This window comes from Lacticaseibacillus chiayiensis (genome assembly GCF_004123795.1).
Classification (GTDB): Bacteria; Bacillota; Bacilli; order Lactobacillales; family Lactobacillaceae; genus Lacticaseibacillus; species Lacticaseibacillus chiayiensis.
This window is the reverse complement of record NZ_MSSM01000021.1, coordinates 57,383-77,211: the sequence shown is the minus strand read 5'-3', so window position 1 is coordinate 77,211 and position 19,829 is coordinate 57,383. Positions and strand designations below refer to the sequence as shown.

The window sequence follows — 19,829 nt, the reverse complement described above, 5'->3', positions numbered from 1 at the left end:
AAAGTCGATGCACCGCCAAAATGTTCGGCCGTGCGTCGACTTTTTTAGTACTCAAGCATCAGTTTAAATGCCTTACCGATTACCGCCAGAGGAGCCACCACTACTTGCCGATGAAGGTGTACTACTTGAAGTTGGTTCTTCTTGTGAAGCTTGCGAAGCACTTGGTGTTGTGACACTTGGTGTTGTGACACTTGGTGCTGAAACGCTCGATTCGGCGCTTGCGGAAACTTCGGTGCTTGAACTTTCGACACTCGCATGCGAACTAGAGGATTCCGAACCTTCGCTAGAAGATGAGGATTCGGCGACTGCTTTACGACTGCTTGGTCCATGACCGCGAACGTATAACTCTTTGGTCGTGTTGGCTGAACTGCCTGTGATGGCAGTGCCTGGGTTGCTACCTTTAAGAATATTGAACGATTCAACCGTATCCGGTTTGGTCCAATCAGGATTATCCAGATTCTGTGAGGTATAACTCATCAGGGCTTTGTATATTTTCTGCGAGATTTCCTGTTCAGCATAAGTGATCCCGTGCGATATCGGCTTATCATAACCTGTCCAAACCGAAATGACTCGATTACGGGTATAACCGGTGAACCAGGCATCCTTGGCAATACCTGTTGCATTTAAAGCCGGATTTTGTTTAAGTTCGGCATCGCTGTAATCAGTGGTCCCGGTTTTTCCAGCTTGGTGGAGTCCGGGAATAGCTGCTGCTTTCCCGGTACCCTTGGTCAGCACACCTTTCAGCATGTCGGTAATCATATACGCGGTACTGGACTTCATAGCACGCGTTCCTTGACTGTTGAAGGTCTGCGTATTGCCGTCAGCGGTTACAATCTTATTGACGTAATACGGCTTGTAATAGGTACCACCATTTGCAAATGCGCCATAAGCGCCGGCTTCTTGAACAGTGTTAACTGACGCGCCAATCGCACTTGAGAGATACTGCTCCGAGCTTGGTAAATCAATACCCAAGCCTTTCAGGAATTTCACGGCGTTGGTCATACCAACGGCGCTTAAAGTTTTGACTGCCGGAATATTCCGCGATTGTTCCAATGCCGTCCGCATGGAAATACGGCCTAGATATTTTTTGTCCCAGTCATATAAGGAAATATTGGTGCCCGGATACTTATATGGCTCATCCAGCATCTGTTCATAAGTGGAGTAATTCAAATATTCGATTGCCGGCCCATAATCCATTAATGGCTTCATCGTTGACCCATTACTACGGGTATTTTGCGCCGCTCGATTATAAGCAAGTCGGACATCGCCGGTTTTGCGACCACCAATCTGTGCCAGCACTTCACCATTGTCTGGATCAGTCATCGTCACACCAGTCTGGAAAGCATTGTCAGGAAAATCGACATATTCATCAGTATTCACAATGTTATACAAACGCCGTTGGGCACTCATGTCGATATTGGTGTAAATATCCAGATTATCGGTATACGGATTCAGGCCAGTCTTCTTCTTCACTTCGGAAATAACCTGGGTGAGGTACGAATCGATAATCTTATCATTAGTCGTCGTATTGGTCTGCTGATGTTTCGGTTGCAAGCCATCAGTGATCGGCGTGGCCTTAGCCTTTTCAGCGTCTGCTGCTGTGATCTTCTTGTCTCGCAGCATAGCGTCAATGACGGCATTACGGCGCTGAGTCGCTTTCTGGGGATACTTGTATGGATCGTAACCAACAGGACTTTGCGGGAGGCCGGCAATAAAGGCCGTCTGCGCTAACGTCAGGTCTTTAAGCGATTTATTAAAATAAAACTTAGCACCTGTGCTCATCCCGTACTGACCATAATTCATGTAGACCTTGTTGATGTAATACTCCAGAATCTGATCTTTACTATATTTTTGTTGGACCTGCATCGCCAACCAAGCTTCTTGGGCTTTGCGGCGTAAGGTCTGGTCAGAAGACTTGGTACTGAAAACCGAGAGTTTGATCAGTTGTTGCGTCAAGGTTGATCCACCTTGAAGACCGTCACTGGTACCTGTCAGGTTGTTAAAAGCAGCGCCAATGATTCGAATCGGATCAATGCCCAACTTTTCATCATAAAATCGGCGATCTTCAATCGACACAACAGCATCTTTTAGTTCTTGTGGAATCTCTGAGGCTTTGACATAGTCGCGATTTTCAAGCCCCAACGTCGTGATTTCGTTTCCGCTGCGATCATAAATGGTGCTGGAGCCACCTGACTCCAGCTTAGCCTGTGTCACCTCAGGCGCATCTTTGGCATACCAAGAAAACAAGCCAACCCCTCCAATGAAAAGGGCGAGCAATCCGAGCAAGGTCCATTTGAGAATACGCCGCCACAATTTTTCGGGCGGCTTGGGTCCGTTAGTGAGTTTATCTTCGCGGCGTCGCGCCATTCGCGACATGTTCTGATTATCAGCCACGCAAATTACCTACTTTCGTTTCAATCAGCCAGTCAACGCCGTCAAGAAACGGCACCACTGGCTGCAACTGCGGATGAAGTTCAAATCCGTGTTGAATGATTTTTGTTAAAGAAATTGATTTACGGCCACCATTGGTTTGATCATCCCAGCACGCGATTAAGCGACTTGCCGGAAAAACAAACAGCCGCTTAATCGTGGCAAACCGAATGACGACAAAACAGATACCATTTTGCTTCAAACAGCGGCGAAAATGGTCAATCTGATGTTGGTGAAAATTTTTAAGCGGGAAACTTGTCTTATTTTTGGTTTCCTTAGCTTCAAAGTCAAGGTAATATCCGCGGTAGACGCCATTATAGTCTGTTGTTGAAGGAGTCTTGAAGTAAGCTTCGCGGATCACCGCTTGGCTACGTTTGGGATAGTCGACTTTCACAATTTGCACAGGCGTTGGCTTTTTATAAACAACAGCCTTGTCAATACTGCGGTAATACTGATTGCTGAGATTAAGTTCTTCTTCTAATGTCATCCCACGCCCGCCGTAAATGGTCGGACGCGCCACGGGATCCGGCGATAATTGCGTCCCGTCTTTGTATGGATTACCATTGGGATAACGAATGGTCATACGATCACACTCCTGGCGCTATTATACCAATATCAACCGCATTGACCTAATGATTGGAGGAAAATCATGGCTGGAAAACGATTATGGATGACCGGATACCGTGCCTATGAGCTTAACGTCTTTGGCAATGAGGACCCAAAGCTAAAAGTCCTTAAAACTTCATTAAAAAACACCTTGATTCAGTATCTGGACGAAGGTTTGAACTGGTTGATTACGGGCGGTCAATTAGGTGTTGAGCAATGGTCAATCGAGGTCGCTTTAACGCTGAAGCCATTATATCCTGACTTTAAAATTGCGATGATGTTGCCGTTTACGGACTTCGGTTCAAAGTGGAATGAAGACAATCAAGGCCAACTGGCAGCATTACGTCAGCAAGTTGATTTTTCCGATGCGGTTTCGCAGGTGCCTTATCAACGCCCCGCACAGTTACAAGGTTACACACGGTTCATGACAGCGCACACAGATGCTGCAGTGATTGTTTACGATCCAGAGTTTCCCGGTAAGCCGCAATGGGATTACCGAGCTGCTGAGGATATGGCGAATCGGCGTGATTATCCAGTCACGTTGATTACGATGGATGATTTGGAAGAAACCGCACAGGAAATGGCAGAAGCGGAAAATGAGCATTTTCAAAACGATTGAGATATGGTAAGCTAATTGTTAGTCTGGTTCCATGAAAACAATGAGGTGTGTCGGAATGGATAGTAACAAAGAAACAAAATTTAGTATCCAGTACGGACCTAAAGATATTTTGGACAAGAAGTTCAAAAATAAGGTTCGCGGTTATGATCCGGATGAAGTCGATGAATTTTTAGACGGCATCATTCGTGATTATGAGGCTTTTACTAACGAAATTGATCGACTGAAAGAAGAAAATGCAAAGCTGTTTAGTCGGGTCGATGAGCTGACCAAACAGCTGAGTGTTTCCAAGAATGTCAGTGCGCAGACACCGCAAACCAACGCTGCTGCGACAAATTATGATATTCTTAAACGTCTGAGTAATCTGGAACGTCACGTTTTCGGTTCGAAGCTGTCGGATAGCGGTAGCGCTGATACCCACGATGACAACAGCCATTCCGACGTTGACCAATATTAATGATCACATGTAGATCCTGAGTGATCGCGGCCTGCACCTGCAGGCTGAGGAAAGTCCATGCCCGCACAAGCTGCGATGCTTGTAGTGTTCGTGCTAAGCCCAATAAGCTTAGGGACCGTGCAAACGGTTACGGCGACCAACCGCGCTAAGGCTTCGGCTATGCGCCAGTAGGTCTGAAAAGTGCCACAGTGACGAAACGTTCAGGAAAACCTGAACGGTGGAACGGGTAAACCCCGCGAGCGAGTAACCCAAACTTTTGGTAGGGGCGTTTTGCCAAGCAAACTGAAGCGACGGCAATACAGCGGCAACGCTGAGATAGATGATGACTGAAGGAACCTGCGCCTGAACAGGCTCTGGAACAAAACATGGCTTATAGGGATCTACATGCAGGCACAGCTCGGGGAAACTCGGGCTGTTTTTTTATGAGCGCGAGCAGGAGCGCTTAGAAATCGGAGTATAAGTGGCTTCGGACGTGATGGCCGGGCTTTGGCCATTGCGTTCGAAGTCCTTATACGCAGATTTCTGCGACTGCGAGCGCGTTATAGAACGCGAAAGTCACCCACGCAATTGCCCTTAATAGAACAATCTCCAATGAGCCGCCACCCCTTGGCCATTGCGCTCGAGGTCCTTACACGCAGGTTTCTGGGCTGGCAAGCGCGTTATAGAAAATGAAAGTCACCCACGCAATTGCCTTTAATAGAACAATCTCCAATGAGCCGCCACCCTTTGGCCATTGCGCTCGAGGTCCTTACACGCAGATTTCTGCGACTGTGAGCGCGTTATAGAACGCGAAAGTTACCCACACAATTGCCTATAATAAAACAATCTCCAATGAGCCACCTTTCACCAAAATCCCAAATCAAATCCAACATCGCCAACCCAACCAAAAAAAGTTAAACTTAACCTGAACATCACTCTTTAAACTGGCATTTTTGAAAGGAAATCACGTCATGACATATCAACTCGTCGCAACCATGGCAGCAGGACTGGAAGCTGTTACGACCAAGGAACTAAAAGCACTGGGCATTGAGACCCGAACCGAAAATGGCAAAGTGTATTTTCAAGGCGATGATCAAACCATTGCCTTAACCAACGTCTGGTTGCGTAGTGCCGATCGAATCAAAATCGTGGTCGGTCAGTTTAAGGCGCGCACTTTCGATGAATTGTTTGAAGGCGTCAAGGCGTTGCCGTGGGATCAGTATTTGCCACTGGATGCGGCGTTCCCGGTTGAAGGCCGGGCGGTTCGCTCACAGCTGCATTCTGAGCCTGATGCACAAGCCATTACCAAAAAGGCAATTGTCGAGAAAATGTCAGGCGTTTACCACCGCACCACCCGTTTACCCGAAACCGGAGCTAAGTATCCGCTTGAAGTTTCGATTTTAAAAGACGTGGCAACGCTGACTTTGGATACGACTGGCCCTAGCTTATTTAAACGCGGCTACCGGATTGCCAAAGGGGAGGCACCGCTGAAAGAAAACTTTGCGGCGGCATTGGTCTTGCTCACCAACTGGCATCCAGATATGCCGTTTGTCGACCCTACAACCGGTTCTGGAACCATCGCGATTGAAGCGGCTTTGATTGGCCACCATCTAGCGCCGGGCTTACAACGGCACTTCGCCTTTGAAAACTTCGGCTTTTTTGATCAAAACGTGTTGCAGACTACCAAAGATCAGGCTATGGATCAGGCAGATTTTGACCGAGAACTTGATATTCAGGCAAGTGACATTAACGGTGACATGATTGACATGGCAAAGTTAAACGCCCAGCAAGCAGGTTTACTTCATAGTATTCAGTTTAAACAATTGGCGATTAAAGACTTTGCGACTACCAAAGAAAATGGTGTCATTGTGGCTAATCCGCCTTATGGCCAACGTCTAAGTGACCAAGCGGCTGTCCGCCAGCTGTACGCGGAAATGGGTCATGCATTTGCGCCTTTGACCACCTGGAGTAAATATATTCTAACGAGTGATATGGGCTTTGAGAAAGCCTATGGCAGTAAAGCGACCAAACGCCGTAAACTGTACAATGGCACTATCCGAACCGATCTTTTCCAGTATTGGGGTAAACCCAATTGGCATCATCATGACAAAAAAGAGGGATGAATCATGAAGATTCTAAATAGCTTCAGTCTCGAACCAGCGCAACGCCAGGCATTGGAAAACGCTGGGCATACCGTGATCGAAGAAGATCAACTGGATGCAACGACCGCCCAGCAAATCGATGTCATTTACGGCTGGCATACAGTCTCTGCAACGGTCAATTTTGACCATTTGCAGTTTGTCCAGGCGATGTCCGCCGGTGTTGACTATTTACCGCTCGCTGAATTTGCCAAGCACCACGTCTTGTTGGCTAACACCAGTGGCATTCACGCAGAACCGATCGCTGAATATGTGCTTGGCGCTTTGTTCACTATCAGTCGCGGCATACTACCGGCGATTCGCGCAGGGCGCCAAATGTGGTCACTGCGTCAGGAACGGCCGCCGATGACGCTACTGAATGGGCTAACGGTTGTTATTTTCGGAACCGGCCATATTGGCTCAACGATCGCTGCCAAGTTGCACGCTTTAGGACTGCATACGATTGGCGTCAGTGCCCATGGTCGGCCTGCAGCCGGTTTCGATGATGTGGTGACCGATGCTGAGATGACGCGGGTAATTCGCACCGCTGACATCGTGATTAACGCATTACCGCTCACGCCTGCTACCAGATATTTTTATAACGCCAAATTTTTTGCCGCTCTGGATCGGCAGCCACTTTTCGTTAACATCGGTCGCGGTGCATCCGTCGAAACAACGGCACTCGTTCAAGCGCTGCAAGCTCAACAATTGCGTGCCGCTGTCCTTGATGTGGTTGATCCCGAGCCATTGCCACAGACCTCACCACTTTGGGACATGGATCAGGTTTTGTTGACGCCTCACATATCCGGCACTGTTCCTCATTTGCGCGATCAAGTTTTTAAAATTTTTAATGAAAACCTCCAATCCTTGGTATCACGCGGTCAATTAGCAAGTCACCAAGTCGATCTGAGCCGGGGCTACTGAAATTTAGTCCGGCAACCGTTATACTGGACTCGTAACCGTTTTCAGTTACTGTATTGCTTGGCAAACCGGCAATACGCGTTGAAACAGTTGCCGTCAGCATTTTAGACGGCATGAAGATGAAGGAGGAATTCTTATGGCACAACGCCCGGAAGAAATTACCAACTTGCTTCAAGATGCTTTACACTCACAGCACGAGGTTGCAATCGATACGATCGATCGGCATTGCCTAAAGGGCCGCGTCGTCGACATTAAAGCGGCAAAAGTTAAGCCATACAACGAACGCGGCGTCATTACGGTCGCAACTGGGCGAGGAGCTAAACGAATTCAGGCGTACGCCATTAGCCAAATTAAATATAATTAACGCTTCCGACGAGGCGTAGATAAAGGGGCGGCCGGTAAAATGGCTGCCCCTTTTTTAAAAAAACAATGAACGACTACTGAATCGAATCTGACGGGTTAATTTATGGATGAGCAAAAGCTGAAGGCTAAGATGTTAAAGTGATTCCGTCGAAACAGTCCACAGATCCGTTTACGTTTATGTGAGTTGGTAAAAATTTTTGCAGTGATAGTAGCAGTATAAATCTCTGTTTCAAAAAACGATCGAGTAAGGTGTGTTCGATCATTTTTTTAAATTCCCAATTTAAAGATATTTTTTCGCATATTACGTCATTTCTTGAGGCAGACAGAGGATCGACACGAATGCCCATAATTGTGGTACCTAAAATTTAGAATGTCAGACACTGATGCATAAGTTAAATTATGGAGAAAAATGAATTTTAAAATTATAATTTAAGTAGTTGACTTGTGAGAATCGCGATGATAATCTGAATATAATTAAACAATAAAAAATTAGATAGCGATTAAAGCATATTTTGAGGAGCAAAAGCGCAGGCGCCTTTAAGATTTGCTCATTAAGGGATTAAAAAGATCGCTCAAATGGAAACTGCCGAGCAAGACAAGCTTTATGGACGCTGTCCTGCAAGTTCCCATTGCCAAACTAATAGATCTCATTGCTTAAAGATATGTTACAAGCGCAATTTTTTAACCTACTTAATTAGGGTGATAATTATGCCAAAAATACTTAAATCAGAGATCATCGGTAAACGCAGTCTAATGACATTATGCCTCATACTGGTCATGTCATTGGCACTGAGCACTAGTTCTGTTTATTCAGAGATCTTCGTTCAAAGAATGATAAATGGTATTACGAAAACTGGGAGCGCTAATGTAACCCATAGTTTTAAAATCTATTTGGCTTTCGGCCTATCACTGTTGATTGGCCGAACAGTATTTACCGCGTTCTCGTATCGTGTTTTTTTGAAGATGTCGCATCGAATTCGAAAAGCTTACCTCAAATTAATTTCATTTGGAAATGAAGTCGTTGATGGCGAGATGCTTCAAACAGGCGACTTGAATGATCGACTAACAAAAGACATTGATCAGTGCCGTGTCTTCTGCCAGCAGACTTTGATTCCTGTTTGGTCTGATGTTATTCAAGTCGTGACAATTATTTCAATATTGCTTTACCAGTCTCTATTCATTGGCGCTATGTTTACGATGTACATATTAATTTCGATACTCATATTGAAACACTTCAACACGAAGGGGAACGAGACTATTCCCGCACTGAGAAGTAAGGAGGCAGAGACTTCAAATTATCTTCAAGACGTCTTCGTTAATTATAATGATGTTGTTCCGATGAATGTTTCAAATCGCGTCATTTCGTGGTTCAACAAGCAATACGATAAGATACTCCCGCTAAAGTTACATGCTCAAAGTTTTTCTATAGATTATGGATTGCAGCTTTGGTTCTCATTGCTTTCTTAGAGATCGCCTCGTTAGCATTGGGTGGCTACTTTTTTTTACAGGGTATTATTGGATTAGGAACGGTGTACATGATGATTGACTATAGCAACAGAATCCAGTCGCCATTAGAAAACATCCAATTTCACTCCAATAATTTTCAATACCTCAAAGGGGCTCTTAGCAACTTATTGGAGGTAGAGAATAGTTTTAAAGAGGTTGATGCGGACGGGAACTATCCCAACGAGCCAACCATACACGTGCATATTAACAACTTGAAAAACTTTAATCACCAAGTACTAAAGCAAGCTGATATGGTAATTTCCCCCGGACAAATCATTGGTCTGTCAGGCGTTTCAGGATCAGGTAAAAGTACCCTTGCAAAAGCGATTGTAGGGTTGCAATGGCAGTATGGGGGTTATATTAACTACGCTAATGTTCCTATTTCAAAGATCTCGAGTACTGCTATGGGCGAAAATGTTTCCTATGTTTCCGTCGATCAAGCCCTCTTCCATGCCTCGATTGAAAATAACTTGCAAGGTTTTGCGCCATTAACCGGACAAGAAACTGCATGGGAACACCTTGCTCGTTTGCACGTTCCCATGCCTATGTTGGACTATCTACGCACAACCTTATCAAAAAAAGTAGGGTCGGAGGGAGAAAACATCGACAAGATCGCAGATGGCGACCGACAACTATTATTAATTTTACGGGCATTACTGGAAGAAAAGGACTTCATCATCATGGATGAAACTTTGAGTTCTTTAGACAATGAACGTTTTAGTGATATTTCAAACTTGCTACGATCTTACGCAACTAGTCATAAAATAAAAGTAATTGTAATTTCGCACAAGTCTGATCGGCTTCTGTTTGCCGATCATGTCTATTCTATAGCGAACGGTGAAATCACTTATTTCTCACAGTTAGCCGACTGGGAAGCTGTTTATGAGGGCACTACAACATGTTGAAAATACGTAAAGTCTTTTTTGAAAGAAAAAAATTAATTGCAGCACTGATGTTGTTTTCTTTGATTCAAGAATCCTCACCCCTTGTCATCGGTTTGATTCAAAAGAAGGCTTTCGATGAGTTAGCTGTATATCATGGTTCAGTGTTTTGGATGACCGTTGCACTTTACATAGGCGTAGTGATTGTCATCAATATGTCACGAAATCAGTATGGTTTATTAGACGCGAAAATCACATTTAATACGGACAAAAGATTTATTAATAATCTATTCTCAAAATTGAAAGACATTGGGGCGACACCTGCCTCAGATCTCTTGAATGTGGTTAATGTTGATCTTCCCTCAATTGATTTTGCAGCATTAACACTGACAGATCTGTGTGTAAAATTAATATTCTTGATTGGCTCTCTAATCATTTTGTTTTCATACAGCCGCCCATTAACAATCACTGTCATTATCCCATTGATCATTGTGCAAACCGTTGTTATCCTTGCACAACGATATAATGAAGTTTTGTATCGGCAGGCAAGAAAAGCTTCACTCAAGTACTTTGGTTTAATGTTTGATATAATTACTAACTACAAGTATATGCGATTTCTTGGCAAACTCCATTCCCAGTCAGCTTTTGATAAGCAAAACAAGGTACAAGTAATAAACAGTTTAAAGCAAGCAACTTATGCGTCATTTTTGAATAATGTCATTTCATTCGTCAATATGCTAGCGATTGCACTTACTCTATTTGTTGCTAACCGGACGAATAGCATCTCACCAGGAACAATAGCGCTGTTTTTAACCTATATAGCTCCAGGCTTTGACTTTGTTACCATTTCAAGCCAAACAATTGAATTGTTACAAAGGATCAGATTTGTTGATAATAAGATTGGTCAGTTATTGCTTCGTGTGAATCACCCGAATCCTGAATATGAAAAGGTACTGAAACGATTCAAGACAGAATTCAAGGAGGGCAACGCTGCATTACAAGAGGGTGATATCCTCTGCATCGTTGGTAATAATACAAGTGGTAAAAGCAGATTACTACGAGAACTAGCTCATGCACCGGAACAATACTTAAACATTGATACAAATGGTTTTGACTCATCAAACCATTCAGTTGGATATCTACCAGAAAACCCTTATGTTTTTCATGAATCCTTATATAATAATATTCATTTATTTCCAGATCCTGATGTCACCCAGACAATTAAGCCTAGCGAACGCGTGTTGAAACAAGACTTATTAGAAATTCTAGGGCTTTCCGCACGATTTAAGAGTGATTTACAAATCAATGCAACCAAGATTTCAACTGGTGAAAAGCTACGGATTGCTTTAGCAAGAGCAGCTCTCAACAGCAAGCTTTTAATTTTAGACAGACCTTTTGATGTTATCGATGTGGCTAGAAGTCAAAAAATCCTGACTTGGTTAAAAGACAATCGGTATATCATTATTCTTACCGCGGATCAAGATTGGATAAAAAAACAAGCAGATATTGTTTTTAGATTATAAGTGAAGGAACTGATATTAGCGGGATATAATTGTGAGCCGTCAATAACTCCACGGATTTTAACCCTTAGCCATCGCGCTAAACTAACCTTATTAAATATTATGAGATGTTTTTAATGTTAGAAAATATCCAGAAATTGGCCAAGTCAAACTCGATCGGGAAGAGTTACTAAGAGGGCGTCAACAAAAGGGGCAGCCGGTAAAATGGCTGCCCCTTTTTGAAAATATTGAACTGATTGATGCTTAAGGTACCAACAAGTTGATGACGTCATCTTTAGGAATATTGGTGAAGTAATCATTAGTGTTAATACCATCCAAGGTCTCCTTAACTGCCTGAGACGTATACGGCTTGTCTTTCAAAGCAGTGGTGACGTCAGCAACATCCTTAGGTCCAAAGAAGTCACCATAGAACTTAACGTTTGCGATCTTGCCGTCTTTAATATCAAAGCGGGCATCAATCGTACCATAGTCAAAATGCTTGCGCTTCTTAGTCGTGAATTCTGGGCTGTGACCGTATACCCAGTCCCAGTTGTTGTAAACATCGTCGTAAATCTTCTTGATTTCGACTTGGTCGGCGTCAGTAACGTGATATTCCTTGTCTTTAATCTCAGCAACATCGTCGACGCCAAACAGCCGAGTCAACAGGATATCGCGAAATTCAGGTACCGTCAGATCCTGGTACTTTTTGTCGAGGTAAGGACGCAAATTAGTCACACGACTTTTAACAGATTTGATGCCCTTACTCTTAATCTTGTCTTCCGGCACATTGAGGACATTAGGGATGACACTCATGTCAACGTCCAGCATTAACGTACCATGCGAGAAGGTCTTACCATTACGTGTATACATGGCACTGCCGGAGAACTTCTTGCCATCAACCAGCATGTCATTGCGCCCGGAAACTTCAGCACTCGTGGCGCCCAATGTGTGAATGGCATCCACGATTGGCTGGGTAAAGGACTTGAAGTCACCGAATTCCTCAGAATCACTATCGACCACAAACGAGAAGCACAAATTGCCCAAATCGTGGTAAACCGCACCACCGCCGGACAAGCGCCGCGTCACGACAATATTGTGTTCCTCAACATATTTTTGATTCAATTCTTCCAGCGTGTTCTGGTTGCGCCCGACAATCACACTCGGCTTTTCATAATAAAAAAGCAGCAGTGGTTCATCGAACTGTTTGGCATTCATCAAATACTGCTCCGTCGCCAAATTCTCCCGAATATCGTGAGACTTCATAATGACATAATACATCTATTGGTTTCCTCCTTGTGAGCGTGAGCCGGCGCGGTTAGGAGCCGGAGTGTAAGTGGCCTTGGGCGTGATGGCCCGGGCTTGGCCATTGCGACCAAGGTCCTTACATGCAGGCTCCTGCGCCGGTGAACGCGTTATGGTGAGCGTGAGCCGGCGCGGTTAGGAGCCGGAGTGTAAGTGGCCTTGGGCGTGATGGCCCGGGCTTGGCCATTGCGACCAAGGTCCTTACATGCAGGCTCCTGCGCCGGTGAACGCGTTATGGTGAGCGTGAACCAGCGCGGTTAGGAGCCGGAGTGTAAGTGGCCTTGGGCGTGATGGCCCGGGCTTGGCCATTGCGACCAAGATCCTTACATGCAGGTTCCTGCGCCGGTGAAACGTCCGATCTCGTATCCCGGACAAATGTTGTCAGGGTCGTTTTGGTACATGCCCTATTTTAGCGAGTTAATGATTAAAAAGAAAGCGATTTCGATTGCAAACAACTTGTTATCTTAAATGAAATCGGTTTCACAAAATGTTTTATGGACACTCACCGGTTAAAGGGTTTCTGTTACCCTTTGTTAAAAGTTGCAGAATTTCTAATTTTATATAAACCTTTATTTACCCGCAAACCATACGGCTAACTGATTTCCCGTGCAAGTAAATGAGAAATGCGTTAAGCTTATGTCATATCGTTTCATAACGAAAGGAGCTTTTCTAATGACGAGTGAAGTGCGCTACCAAGATGATCTATATCGAGCGGTGAATGGGGCTTGGATGGATCAAGCAGTCATTCCCGATGACAAAAGCAGTACCGGCGGCTTTCAGGATTTGGCCGACGAAGTAGAAGCAAAAATGATGGCTGATTTTGCCGCTGTCGCTAACGGTAAAAAAGAAGCGCCGGACAAATACTTTGCCCAAGCAGTGACGCTTTATCGACAGGCCAAGGATTTTAAGACGCGGGACGCTGCCGGGTTCGAACCGGCTTTGCCGACACTGCATCGCGTTTTCGACATCAAGGATCTAGCCGATTACAATAACCGTGCTGCCGAATTGCTTCAACAACACCTCATTGATCCGCCATTTAATTTTTACGTCGACGCCGATATGAAGGACACCAGCAAAAATGTGATTAATCTCATGGGGCCGAAGACGATCTTGCCAGACACGTCTTATTACGCCAAAGATAATCAAAACGGTGCGCAACTGCTTGGCATTTTCAAAGACATGATGACCAAATTATTGGCATACACCGATCTTGATGAGGCAGCGCAAAAGGCAACGCTGGCCGGTGCGCTTGCATTTGATGCCGAAATTGCCAAACACGTCAAAAGTTCCGAGGAGTGGGCCGATTATCCGAAAGCTTATAATCCAATGCCAACAACCACGGTCATTGAGAAGCTTAAACCATTTGAATTTGAAGGCTTCTTGAAGGCCATTTTTAAAACGGTTCCGGATACCATCGTGGTCGCTGATCCGCGCTTTTTGGATGAATTTGGCCAATTGTTCAATGAAGCCAATTTTGCCAACTACCGCGACTGGCTTTATGTACTAAACCTCGACAGCTTGTCCGGCTTTTTAAGTGAACCTCTTCGTCAGTTAGGCGGCACTTACAACCGTGCATTATCGGGGGCACCTAAATCGCCGAATCAAGATAAGCATGCCTACCGCGTTGCCAATGCGTATTTCAGCGAACCAATTGGCATTTACTATGGCCGCACCTATTTTGGCGAAAAAGCGAAGGCTGACGTGACACAATTGGTTGAGAAAATGATTGCTACTTACAAACGGCGCTTGGCAAATTCCGATTGGCTGTCACAACCGACGAAAGACAAAGCCATTCTTAAGCTCGACAAGATGGTGCTCAAAATGGGCTATCCGGACAAACCTGAGGCACTTTACGATTTGCTTCACGTTGATGCACAAAAATCCTTAGTCGAGAATTTAAAAGCGATGCAGCTCGTTCAGCAACAGTATAACTACGACAAGCTGGGCAAACCGGTTGATCGCACTGTCTGGAATATGCCCGGTCACTTGGTCAATGCCAGCTACGATCCGTCAAAAAATGACATCACGTTCCCAGCTGCAATTCTTCAGGCACCATTTTATTCATTGAAACAAAGTGCCTCACAAAATCTAGGGGGCATTGGGGCCGTGATCGCGCACGAAATTTCCCACGGGTTCGACAATAATGGCGCCCAGTTCGATGAGTTTGGTAACATGGTCAACTGGTGGCAAAAAGCGGATTATGCCCACTTCAACGAGCTGACCAAAGACATGATTGACGAATTCGACGGTCTCGAAACGGCAGCAGGTAAGGTGAATGGCAAATTGGTTGTGTCGGAGAATATTGCCGATGCTGGTGGTTTGGCGGCGGCTTTGGATACTGCTAAGCGCGAACCCGATGCCGATCTACGGGCCTTTTTCATCAACTGGGCGCGCATCTGGCGTTCCAAGTCTCGCCTAGAACGCGCCAAAATGTTGCTGGCGATTGATGTTCACGCACCACATGAGCTTCGTGCCAACATCCAACCACGTAATCTGGATGACTGGTATACAACTTTCGATGTTCAACCCGGCGACGGTATGTATCTGCCACCGGAAAAACGCGTTCAAATCTGGTAACACTTTTAGCATCGGCTCATTGAGTCGGTGCTTTTTTAAAATAGCTTTGATGGGCCTTCCGCCAACAAAAGTCCAGCTCCAAAGAATGAAATCCAGCATCAGCACGAATCGAAACCGTGATGAGTTGAACGAAGGTACGTGAAAGGGAATACAAGTTGCTCTTGATAGGCTATAATTGTTATAGGAATCTGCCAGCAATAATGAGAACTGATAGGAAGTAGGGGAGCTTATGGAACTGCAGACGTTGCGTAACTTTATCGAAATCGCCGATCAGGGCAATATTACGGCTGCCGCCAGAACACTGGGTATTTCACAACCGGCGTTATCGCGACAACTGAAAGATTTGGAAAAAGAGCTTGGCGTCAAATTGCTTGTGCGCGGCAATCGGCATGTCAGCCTCACCGAAGACGGCACTTATTTATTGAACCGCGCCCGTGAGCTAACGGCCATTGCCGAACGAACGAAAAACAATTTGCAAGGCAAGCATACGCTCGGCGGCGATCTATATATCGGTGCCGGAGAAACCAGTGCCAAGCGGTTGATGTTGCAAGTCTCGCAGTCACTTCGCCACCAATACCCCAGTTTGCACGTCCATGTGACTTATGGCTCCGAGGATAGTCTGATTGCGAACCTGGAAGCCGGGATGTATGACTTTATCCTACGCCCGGGAAAAGAGCAGCCCCAGTATGAAAGTCTGCTTCTGCCAGTTCGGGATGCTTGGGGGATTTTGATGACCACGGATGATCCGCTAACTGATAACCTTCTTATCACACCCAATGATCTCACGGACAGCGAGTTGATTTTTCCACGAGCAACCCATATTCGCAACGCCTATGAGCACTGGTTAGGGCAAGGTCTTGATCCGGCTAATATTGTCGGAACTTACGATTTGACTGCTGATGCTTTAGGGATGACCACGGTTGGATTGGGACGCGCTTTATGTCTTGAATATCTGGCAACACAAACCTCGAACACTTCCTTGACGTTTCGGCCTTTAGCACCTGCACTGGCCGATCCGATTACGCTGGTGTGGAAGCGGGATCGCGAATTGTCACGCATCGCCCAACGCTTCTTAGGCCTTGTCCACGAAGCCGTCGATAACCAAAAAAACAGTAAGCTAACTCGTAACTAACCAAGTCAGAAGTGACAGCGCCCAAATCTACGTCATTTATCGATAGCTTCAGCTAAAAGAAATCGGGCACTTAAAAAACCGGCTCTAGATACGTCGCAAATCTGCGAGGCATCTAGAGCCGGTTTTCCATTGAGGATAGCGCTCACTTACATTTTACTTATCGCGGCCTTCATCCTCGGTTGAAAATGAATAATCGTCATCCTGCATGGCTTCGACCTGGCCCAAACGATAACCGTTACCAACCTGGGAGAAGAAGTCGTGGTTGGCAGTTGACGTTGAAATACCGTTCATGACAATCGGATTCACATCGTCAGCCGTATCCTGAAAGGCCGTTTCCTGGCCTAAATTCATGAGCGCTTTATTGGCATTGTAGCGCAGGAAAGTCAAAACCTCGTCCGTCCATTTGGTTTTGGCGTACAGATCATTCGTATACTTTTCTTCATTTTCGTACAAATCGTACAGTAGATCGTACATCCAATCCTGCAATTTCTGCTGTTCATTTTCAGGCAGCTCATTGAAGCCTAACTGGAATTTATAGCCAATATAAGTACCGTGGACACTTTCATCCCGAATGATCAGCTTAATGATCTCCGCCACATTGGTCAGCTTGTTGTTGCCCAAGTAGTACAACGGGGTGAAGAAGCCTGAATAAAATAAGAAAGTCTCCAAAAAGACACTGGCAATTTTCTTCTGCAACGCCGAACCGTTGTGGTAAATGTCATTGATCTTGTTGGCTTTGTACTGAAGATGTTCGTTATGATTCGTCCAGTCAAAGATTTCGTCGATTTCGGCCGGCGTGTTCAGTGTAGAGAAAATCGATGAATAACTCTTGGCATGAACACTTTCCATGAACTGAATGTTGTTCAAAACCGCCGTTTCCTGCTGAGTCCGAATATTCTGCCGCAAACTTGCCATGCCGTCTTGACTCTGCAGGGTATCCAGCAAGGTCAGACCGCCGAAGACATGCCCGACAACCCACTGTTCATCAGGACTTAACGAGCGCCAATCGTCTAAATCGTTGGAGAGGGGGATCCGGGTGTCGAGCCAGAATTGTTCCGTCAACTTTTCCCAAGTGGCTTTGTCGACTTCATCTTCAATCGCATTCCAGTTAATTGCAATATATTGTTTTGCCATATTTTTCGCTCCTCGTATGTAAAAACAGGGGAGATCCCCCTGTTAAAAGATCATCAAATTGAGCAACTTTCACAAGCGTTGCTGCCGATTTCTTCCTGGTCATCGGTGTAAGTCCGGATGTAGTAAATCGACTTGAGGCCTTTGTGATGGGCGTAGTTCCGCAAAATGTTCAAATCTCGCGTCGTCATCTTGTTGGTTCGGCCGTCTTTCCACGGATAAAGGCCAGCGGGAATGGTGCTGCGCATGAACAAAGTCATCGCCATCCCTTGGTCAACGTGTTGTTGGGCAGCGGCATAAACATCAATGACTTTACGCATGTCGATGTCGTAGGCACTTTGATAGTAAGGCATGGTGTCATTCGACAAACCAGGGGCTGGGTAGTAAATGGTGCCGATTTTCTTCTCTTGACGATCCTCAATCCGGTTAACAATTGGCTGCAAGGAGGCACTCGTGTCGTTGATGTAGCTGATCGAGCCATTAGGGGCCACAGCCATCCGATTTTGATGATACAAGCCGTCCTTCATGACGCTTTCCTTAAGGGCTTCCCAGTCGGCTTGGGTCGGAATGTGGACATCCTTGAACAAATCACGCACCTTGTCGTACTTAGGTACCCATGATTGCTGGATATACTTGTCAAAATAACTGCCATCAGCGTATTTACTGTTTTCAAAATTATGGAAGGACTCGCCACGTTCTTTAGCAATCTTGTTGGATGCCTTCAACGTGTAGTAATTCAGCAACAAGAAATAGATGTTGGTGAAATCAAGACTTTCCGGTGACCCATAATACATATGATTCTTAGCAAAGTACGTGTGCAAGCCCATCGCGCCAAGGCCAATGCTGTGTGCTTGGCGATTGCCATGCTGAACAGATGGCACAACGTCAATATTGCTGTGATCGGTGACATAGGTGAGCGCGCGCACCATGGCTTCAACACTATGACCAAAATCGCGACTGTGCATCAAGTTAGGAATATTCGTACTGCCCAGGTTGCAGGAAACATCTGTCCCTAAAACTTCATATTCCTGCTTGTTGTTCAGCTTCGACGGCACCTGAACCTGCATGATTTCCGAGCAGAGGTTGCTCATAATGATTTTGCCATCGATCGGGCTCGCATTGTTGGCCGTGTCGATGTTGATGATGTAAGGATAGCCAGATTCCTGCTGCAGTTTGGAAATTTCGTTTTCCAGATCGCGCGCCTTGATCTTATATTTCTTGATTGCCGGATTAGCCACCATATTGTCGTATTCTTTGGTAATGTCCACATACGAAAATGGTTTGCCGTAAGCCCGTTCAACCGAATAAGGGGAGAAGAGATACATATCGGCATTGGCCTTAATCAGCTCATAATACTTGTCGGGCACAATCACGCCGAGGCTAAGCGTCTTCACGCGATACTTTTCATCTGCGTTTTCCTTCTTGGCACCCAGGAAACTGATGATATCGGGATGGAAGACATTCAAATAAACCACACCGGCACCTTGACGCTGGCCTAACTGATTGCTGTAGGAAAAAGAATCTTCCAGCAACTTCATAACCGGCAGTACGCCACTTGCAGCACCGTCAATGCCTTTAATTGGCGCACCGGCTTCACGCAGGTTTGAGAGCGTCAGGCCAACCCCGCCACCGATTCGCGATAACTCAAGAGCAGAGTTAATTGCGCGGCCAATTGAATTCATATCGTCGGTAATTTGCAGCAGAAAGCAGGACACCAATTCACCGCGGCGTGCCCGACCAGCATTCAGAAACGAAGGGGTAGCAGGTTGATAGCGCTGATGGATCATTTCATCCGCCAGGTCAATTGCCAACTGCTCATCACCATCCGCAAAGAAGAGCGCATTGGCAAATACCCGATCTTTGTAATCTTCAAGATATTGAGTGCCATCGTCGGTCTTTAACGCATACTGAGCGTAATACTTATAGGCCGCCATAAAGGACTTAAACTGAAAATGCTGGGCCGTCAGAAACCGATCCAGCTTTTCCAAGAAGGCCGGCTGGTACTTTTTCAAAAAATCGGCTTCATAGTAATGGTGATCGACTAAATAATTCAGCCGCTCCTGCAACGATGAAAATTTCATCGTATTTGGGGCCACATTCTCGGTCAAAAAGGCCTGTAACGCTTCCTTATCCTTATTAAGCGGAATTTGGTCGTTAACGGGAATATTGATCTCGTTGTTAAGGGCGTAATAAGTAACCTCGTCCGGACTGATTGTTTTTAATGACATACTAATCCCTGCTTTCACTGCAATTTAGCTTCATTCGCTTAATTTCGATGCGATAAAAAAACT

General features: G+C 45.4%; 15 protein-coding genes and 1 other RNA gene. 11 read left to right on the top strand and 5 right to left on the bottom strand.

Annotation, left to right across the window (positions count from 1 at the left end; all coding sequences use genetic code 11):
- Window positions 1-72: 72 nt before the first annotated feature.
- Window positions 73-2,394, bottom strand: coding sequence for a PBP1A family penicillin-binding protein (locus tag BVJ53_RS08790; protein ID WP_129302086.1), 2,322 nt, complete (start codon window positions 2,392-2,394; stop codon window positions 73-75).
- Complete coding sequence (gene recU, locus BVJ53_RS08785; protein WP_129302085.1) at window positions 2,387-3,013, bottom strand: Holliday junction resolvase RecU; 627 nt, start codon at window positions 3,011-3,013, stop codon at window positions 2,387-2,389. The genes BVJ53_RS08790 and recU overlap by 8 nt, the downstream gene beginning before the upstream one ends.
- Before the next feature lie 66 nt (window positions 3,014-3,079).
- Between recU and BVJ53_RS08780 the strand changes: the two genes are divergently transcribed.
- The 9 genes from BVJ53_RS08780 (at window position 3,080) to BVJ53_RS08740 (ending at window position 11,420) form a co-directional block, all read left to right on the top strand.
- The gene (locus BVJ53_RS08780) at window positions 3,080-3,655 is read left to right on the top strand and encodes an SLOG family protein (RefSeq protein WP_129302084.1); all 576 of its coding nucleotides are present in this window, start codon (window positions 3,080-3,082) and stop codon (window positions 3,653-3,655) included.
- A gap of 55 nt (window positions 3,656-3,710) precedes the next feature.
- Window positions 3,711-4,109: a cell division regulator GpsB gene (gene gpsB / locus BVJ53_RS08775; RefSeq protein WP_010488257.1), complete on the top strand. Its 399-nt coding sequence runs from the start codon at window positions 3,711-3,713 to the stop codon at window positions 4,107-4,109.
- A 12-nt stretch (window positions 4,110-4,121) separates the two neighbouring features.
- An RNA gene (gene rnpB, locus BVJ53_RS08770) (RNase P RNA component class B) lies at window positions 4,122-4,487 on the top strand.
- 572 nt (window positions 4,488-5,059) lie between these two features.
- Window positions 5,060-6,211, top strand: coding sequence for a THUMP domain-containing class I SAM-dependent RNA methyltransferase (locus tag BVJ53_RS08760; protein WP_129302083.1), 1,152 nt, complete (start codon window positions 5,060-5,062; stop codon window positions 6,209-6,211).
- 3 nt (window positions 6,212-6,214) lie between these two features.
- Window positions 6,215-7,150 (top strand): phosphoglycerate dehydrogenase, encoded by a 936-nt coding sequence (locus BVJ53_RS08755; RefSeq protein ID WP_129302082.1) that lies wholly within the window; start codon window positions 6,215-6,217, stop codon window positions 7,148-7,150.
- A gap of 133 nt (window positions 7,151-7,283) precedes the next feature.
- Window positions 7,284-7,511 carry a hypothetical protein gene (locus BVJ53_RS08750; protein ID WP_129302081.1) on the top strand — a complete coding sequence of 76 codons (228 nt, stop codon included), beginning with the start codon at window positions 7,284-7,286 and terminating at the stop codon, window positions 7,509-7,511.
- 707 nt (window positions 7,512-8,218) lie between these two features.
- Window positions 8,219-8,977, top strand: a complete 759-nt coding sequence (locus BVJ53_RS15335; RefSeq protein WP_238150159.1) for an ABC transporter transmembrane domain-containing protein — start codon at window positions 8,219-8,221, stop codon at window positions 8,975-8,977.
- A gap of 68 nt (window positions 8,978-9,045) precedes the next feature.
- Window positions 9,046-9,921 carry an ATP-binding cassette domain-containing protein gene (locus tag BVJ53_RS15330; RefSeq protein WP_238150158.1) on the top strand — a complete coding sequence of 292 codons (876 nt, stop codon included), beginning with the start codon at window positions 9,046-9,048 and terminating at the stop codon, window positions 9,919-9,921.
- Window positions 9,915-11,420 carry an ATP-binding cassette domain-containing protein gene (locus BVJ53_RS08740; protein ID WP_129302080.1) on the top strand — a complete coding sequence of 502 codons (1,506 nt, stop codon included), beginning with the start codon at window positions 9,915-9,917 and terminating at the stop codon, window positions 11,418-11,420. Before BVJ53_RS15330 ends, BVJ53_RS08740 begins: the two co-directional genes overlap by 7 nt.
- Window positions 11,421-11,660: 240 nt before the next feature.
- Here BVJ53_RS08740 and BVJ53_RS08735 read toward each other — a convergent pair whose 3' ends face one another.
- Complete coding sequence (locus BVJ53_RS08735) at window positions 11,661-12,674, bottom strand: lipoate--protein ligase (protein WP_129302079.1); 1,014 nt, start codon at window positions 12,672-12,674, stop codon at window positions 11,661-11,663.
- Between the two features lie 696 nt (window positions 12,675-13,370).
- On the opposite strand from BVJ53_RS08735, the gene BVJ53_RS08730 reads away from it, so the two are divergent.
- Together BVJ53_RS08730 and BVJ53_RS08725 are read left to right on the top strand one after the other, a co-directional pair.
- Complete coding sequence (locus BVJ53_RS08730; RefSeq protein WP_129302078.1) at window positions 13,371-15,275, top strand: M13 family metallopeptidase; 1,905 nt, start codon at window positions 13,371-13,373, stop codon at window positions 15,273-15,275.
- A gap of 229 nt (window positions 15,276-15,504) precedes the next feature.
- Window positions 15,505-16,407: a LysR family transcriptional regulator gene (locus tag BVJ53_RS08725; protein WP_129302077.1), complete on the top strand. Its 903-nt coding sequence runs from the start codon at window positions 15,505-15,507 to the stop codon at window positions 16,405-16,407.
- A gap of 153 nt (window positions 16,408-16,560) precedes the next feature.
- On the opposite strand, the gene nrdF is transcribed toward BVJ53_RS08725, so the two are convergent.
- A complete protein-coding gene (gene nrdF, locus BVJ53_RS08720) occupies window positions 16,561-17,541 on the bottom strand; it encodes a class 1b ribonucleoside-diphosphate reductase subunit beta (protein ID WP_129302076.1) in 981 nt (326 codons plus the stop codon).
- A gap of 53 nt (window positions 17,542-17,594) precedes the next feature.
- Window positions 17,595-19,766, bottom strand: coding sequence for a class 1b ribonucleoside-diphosphate reductase subunit alpha (gene nrdE / locus BVJ53_RS08715; RefSeq protein ID WP_129302075.1), 2,172 nt, complete (start codon window positions 19,764-19,766; stop codon window positions 17,595-17,597).
- Between the last annotated feature and the right edge of the window lie 63 nt (window positions 19,767-19,829).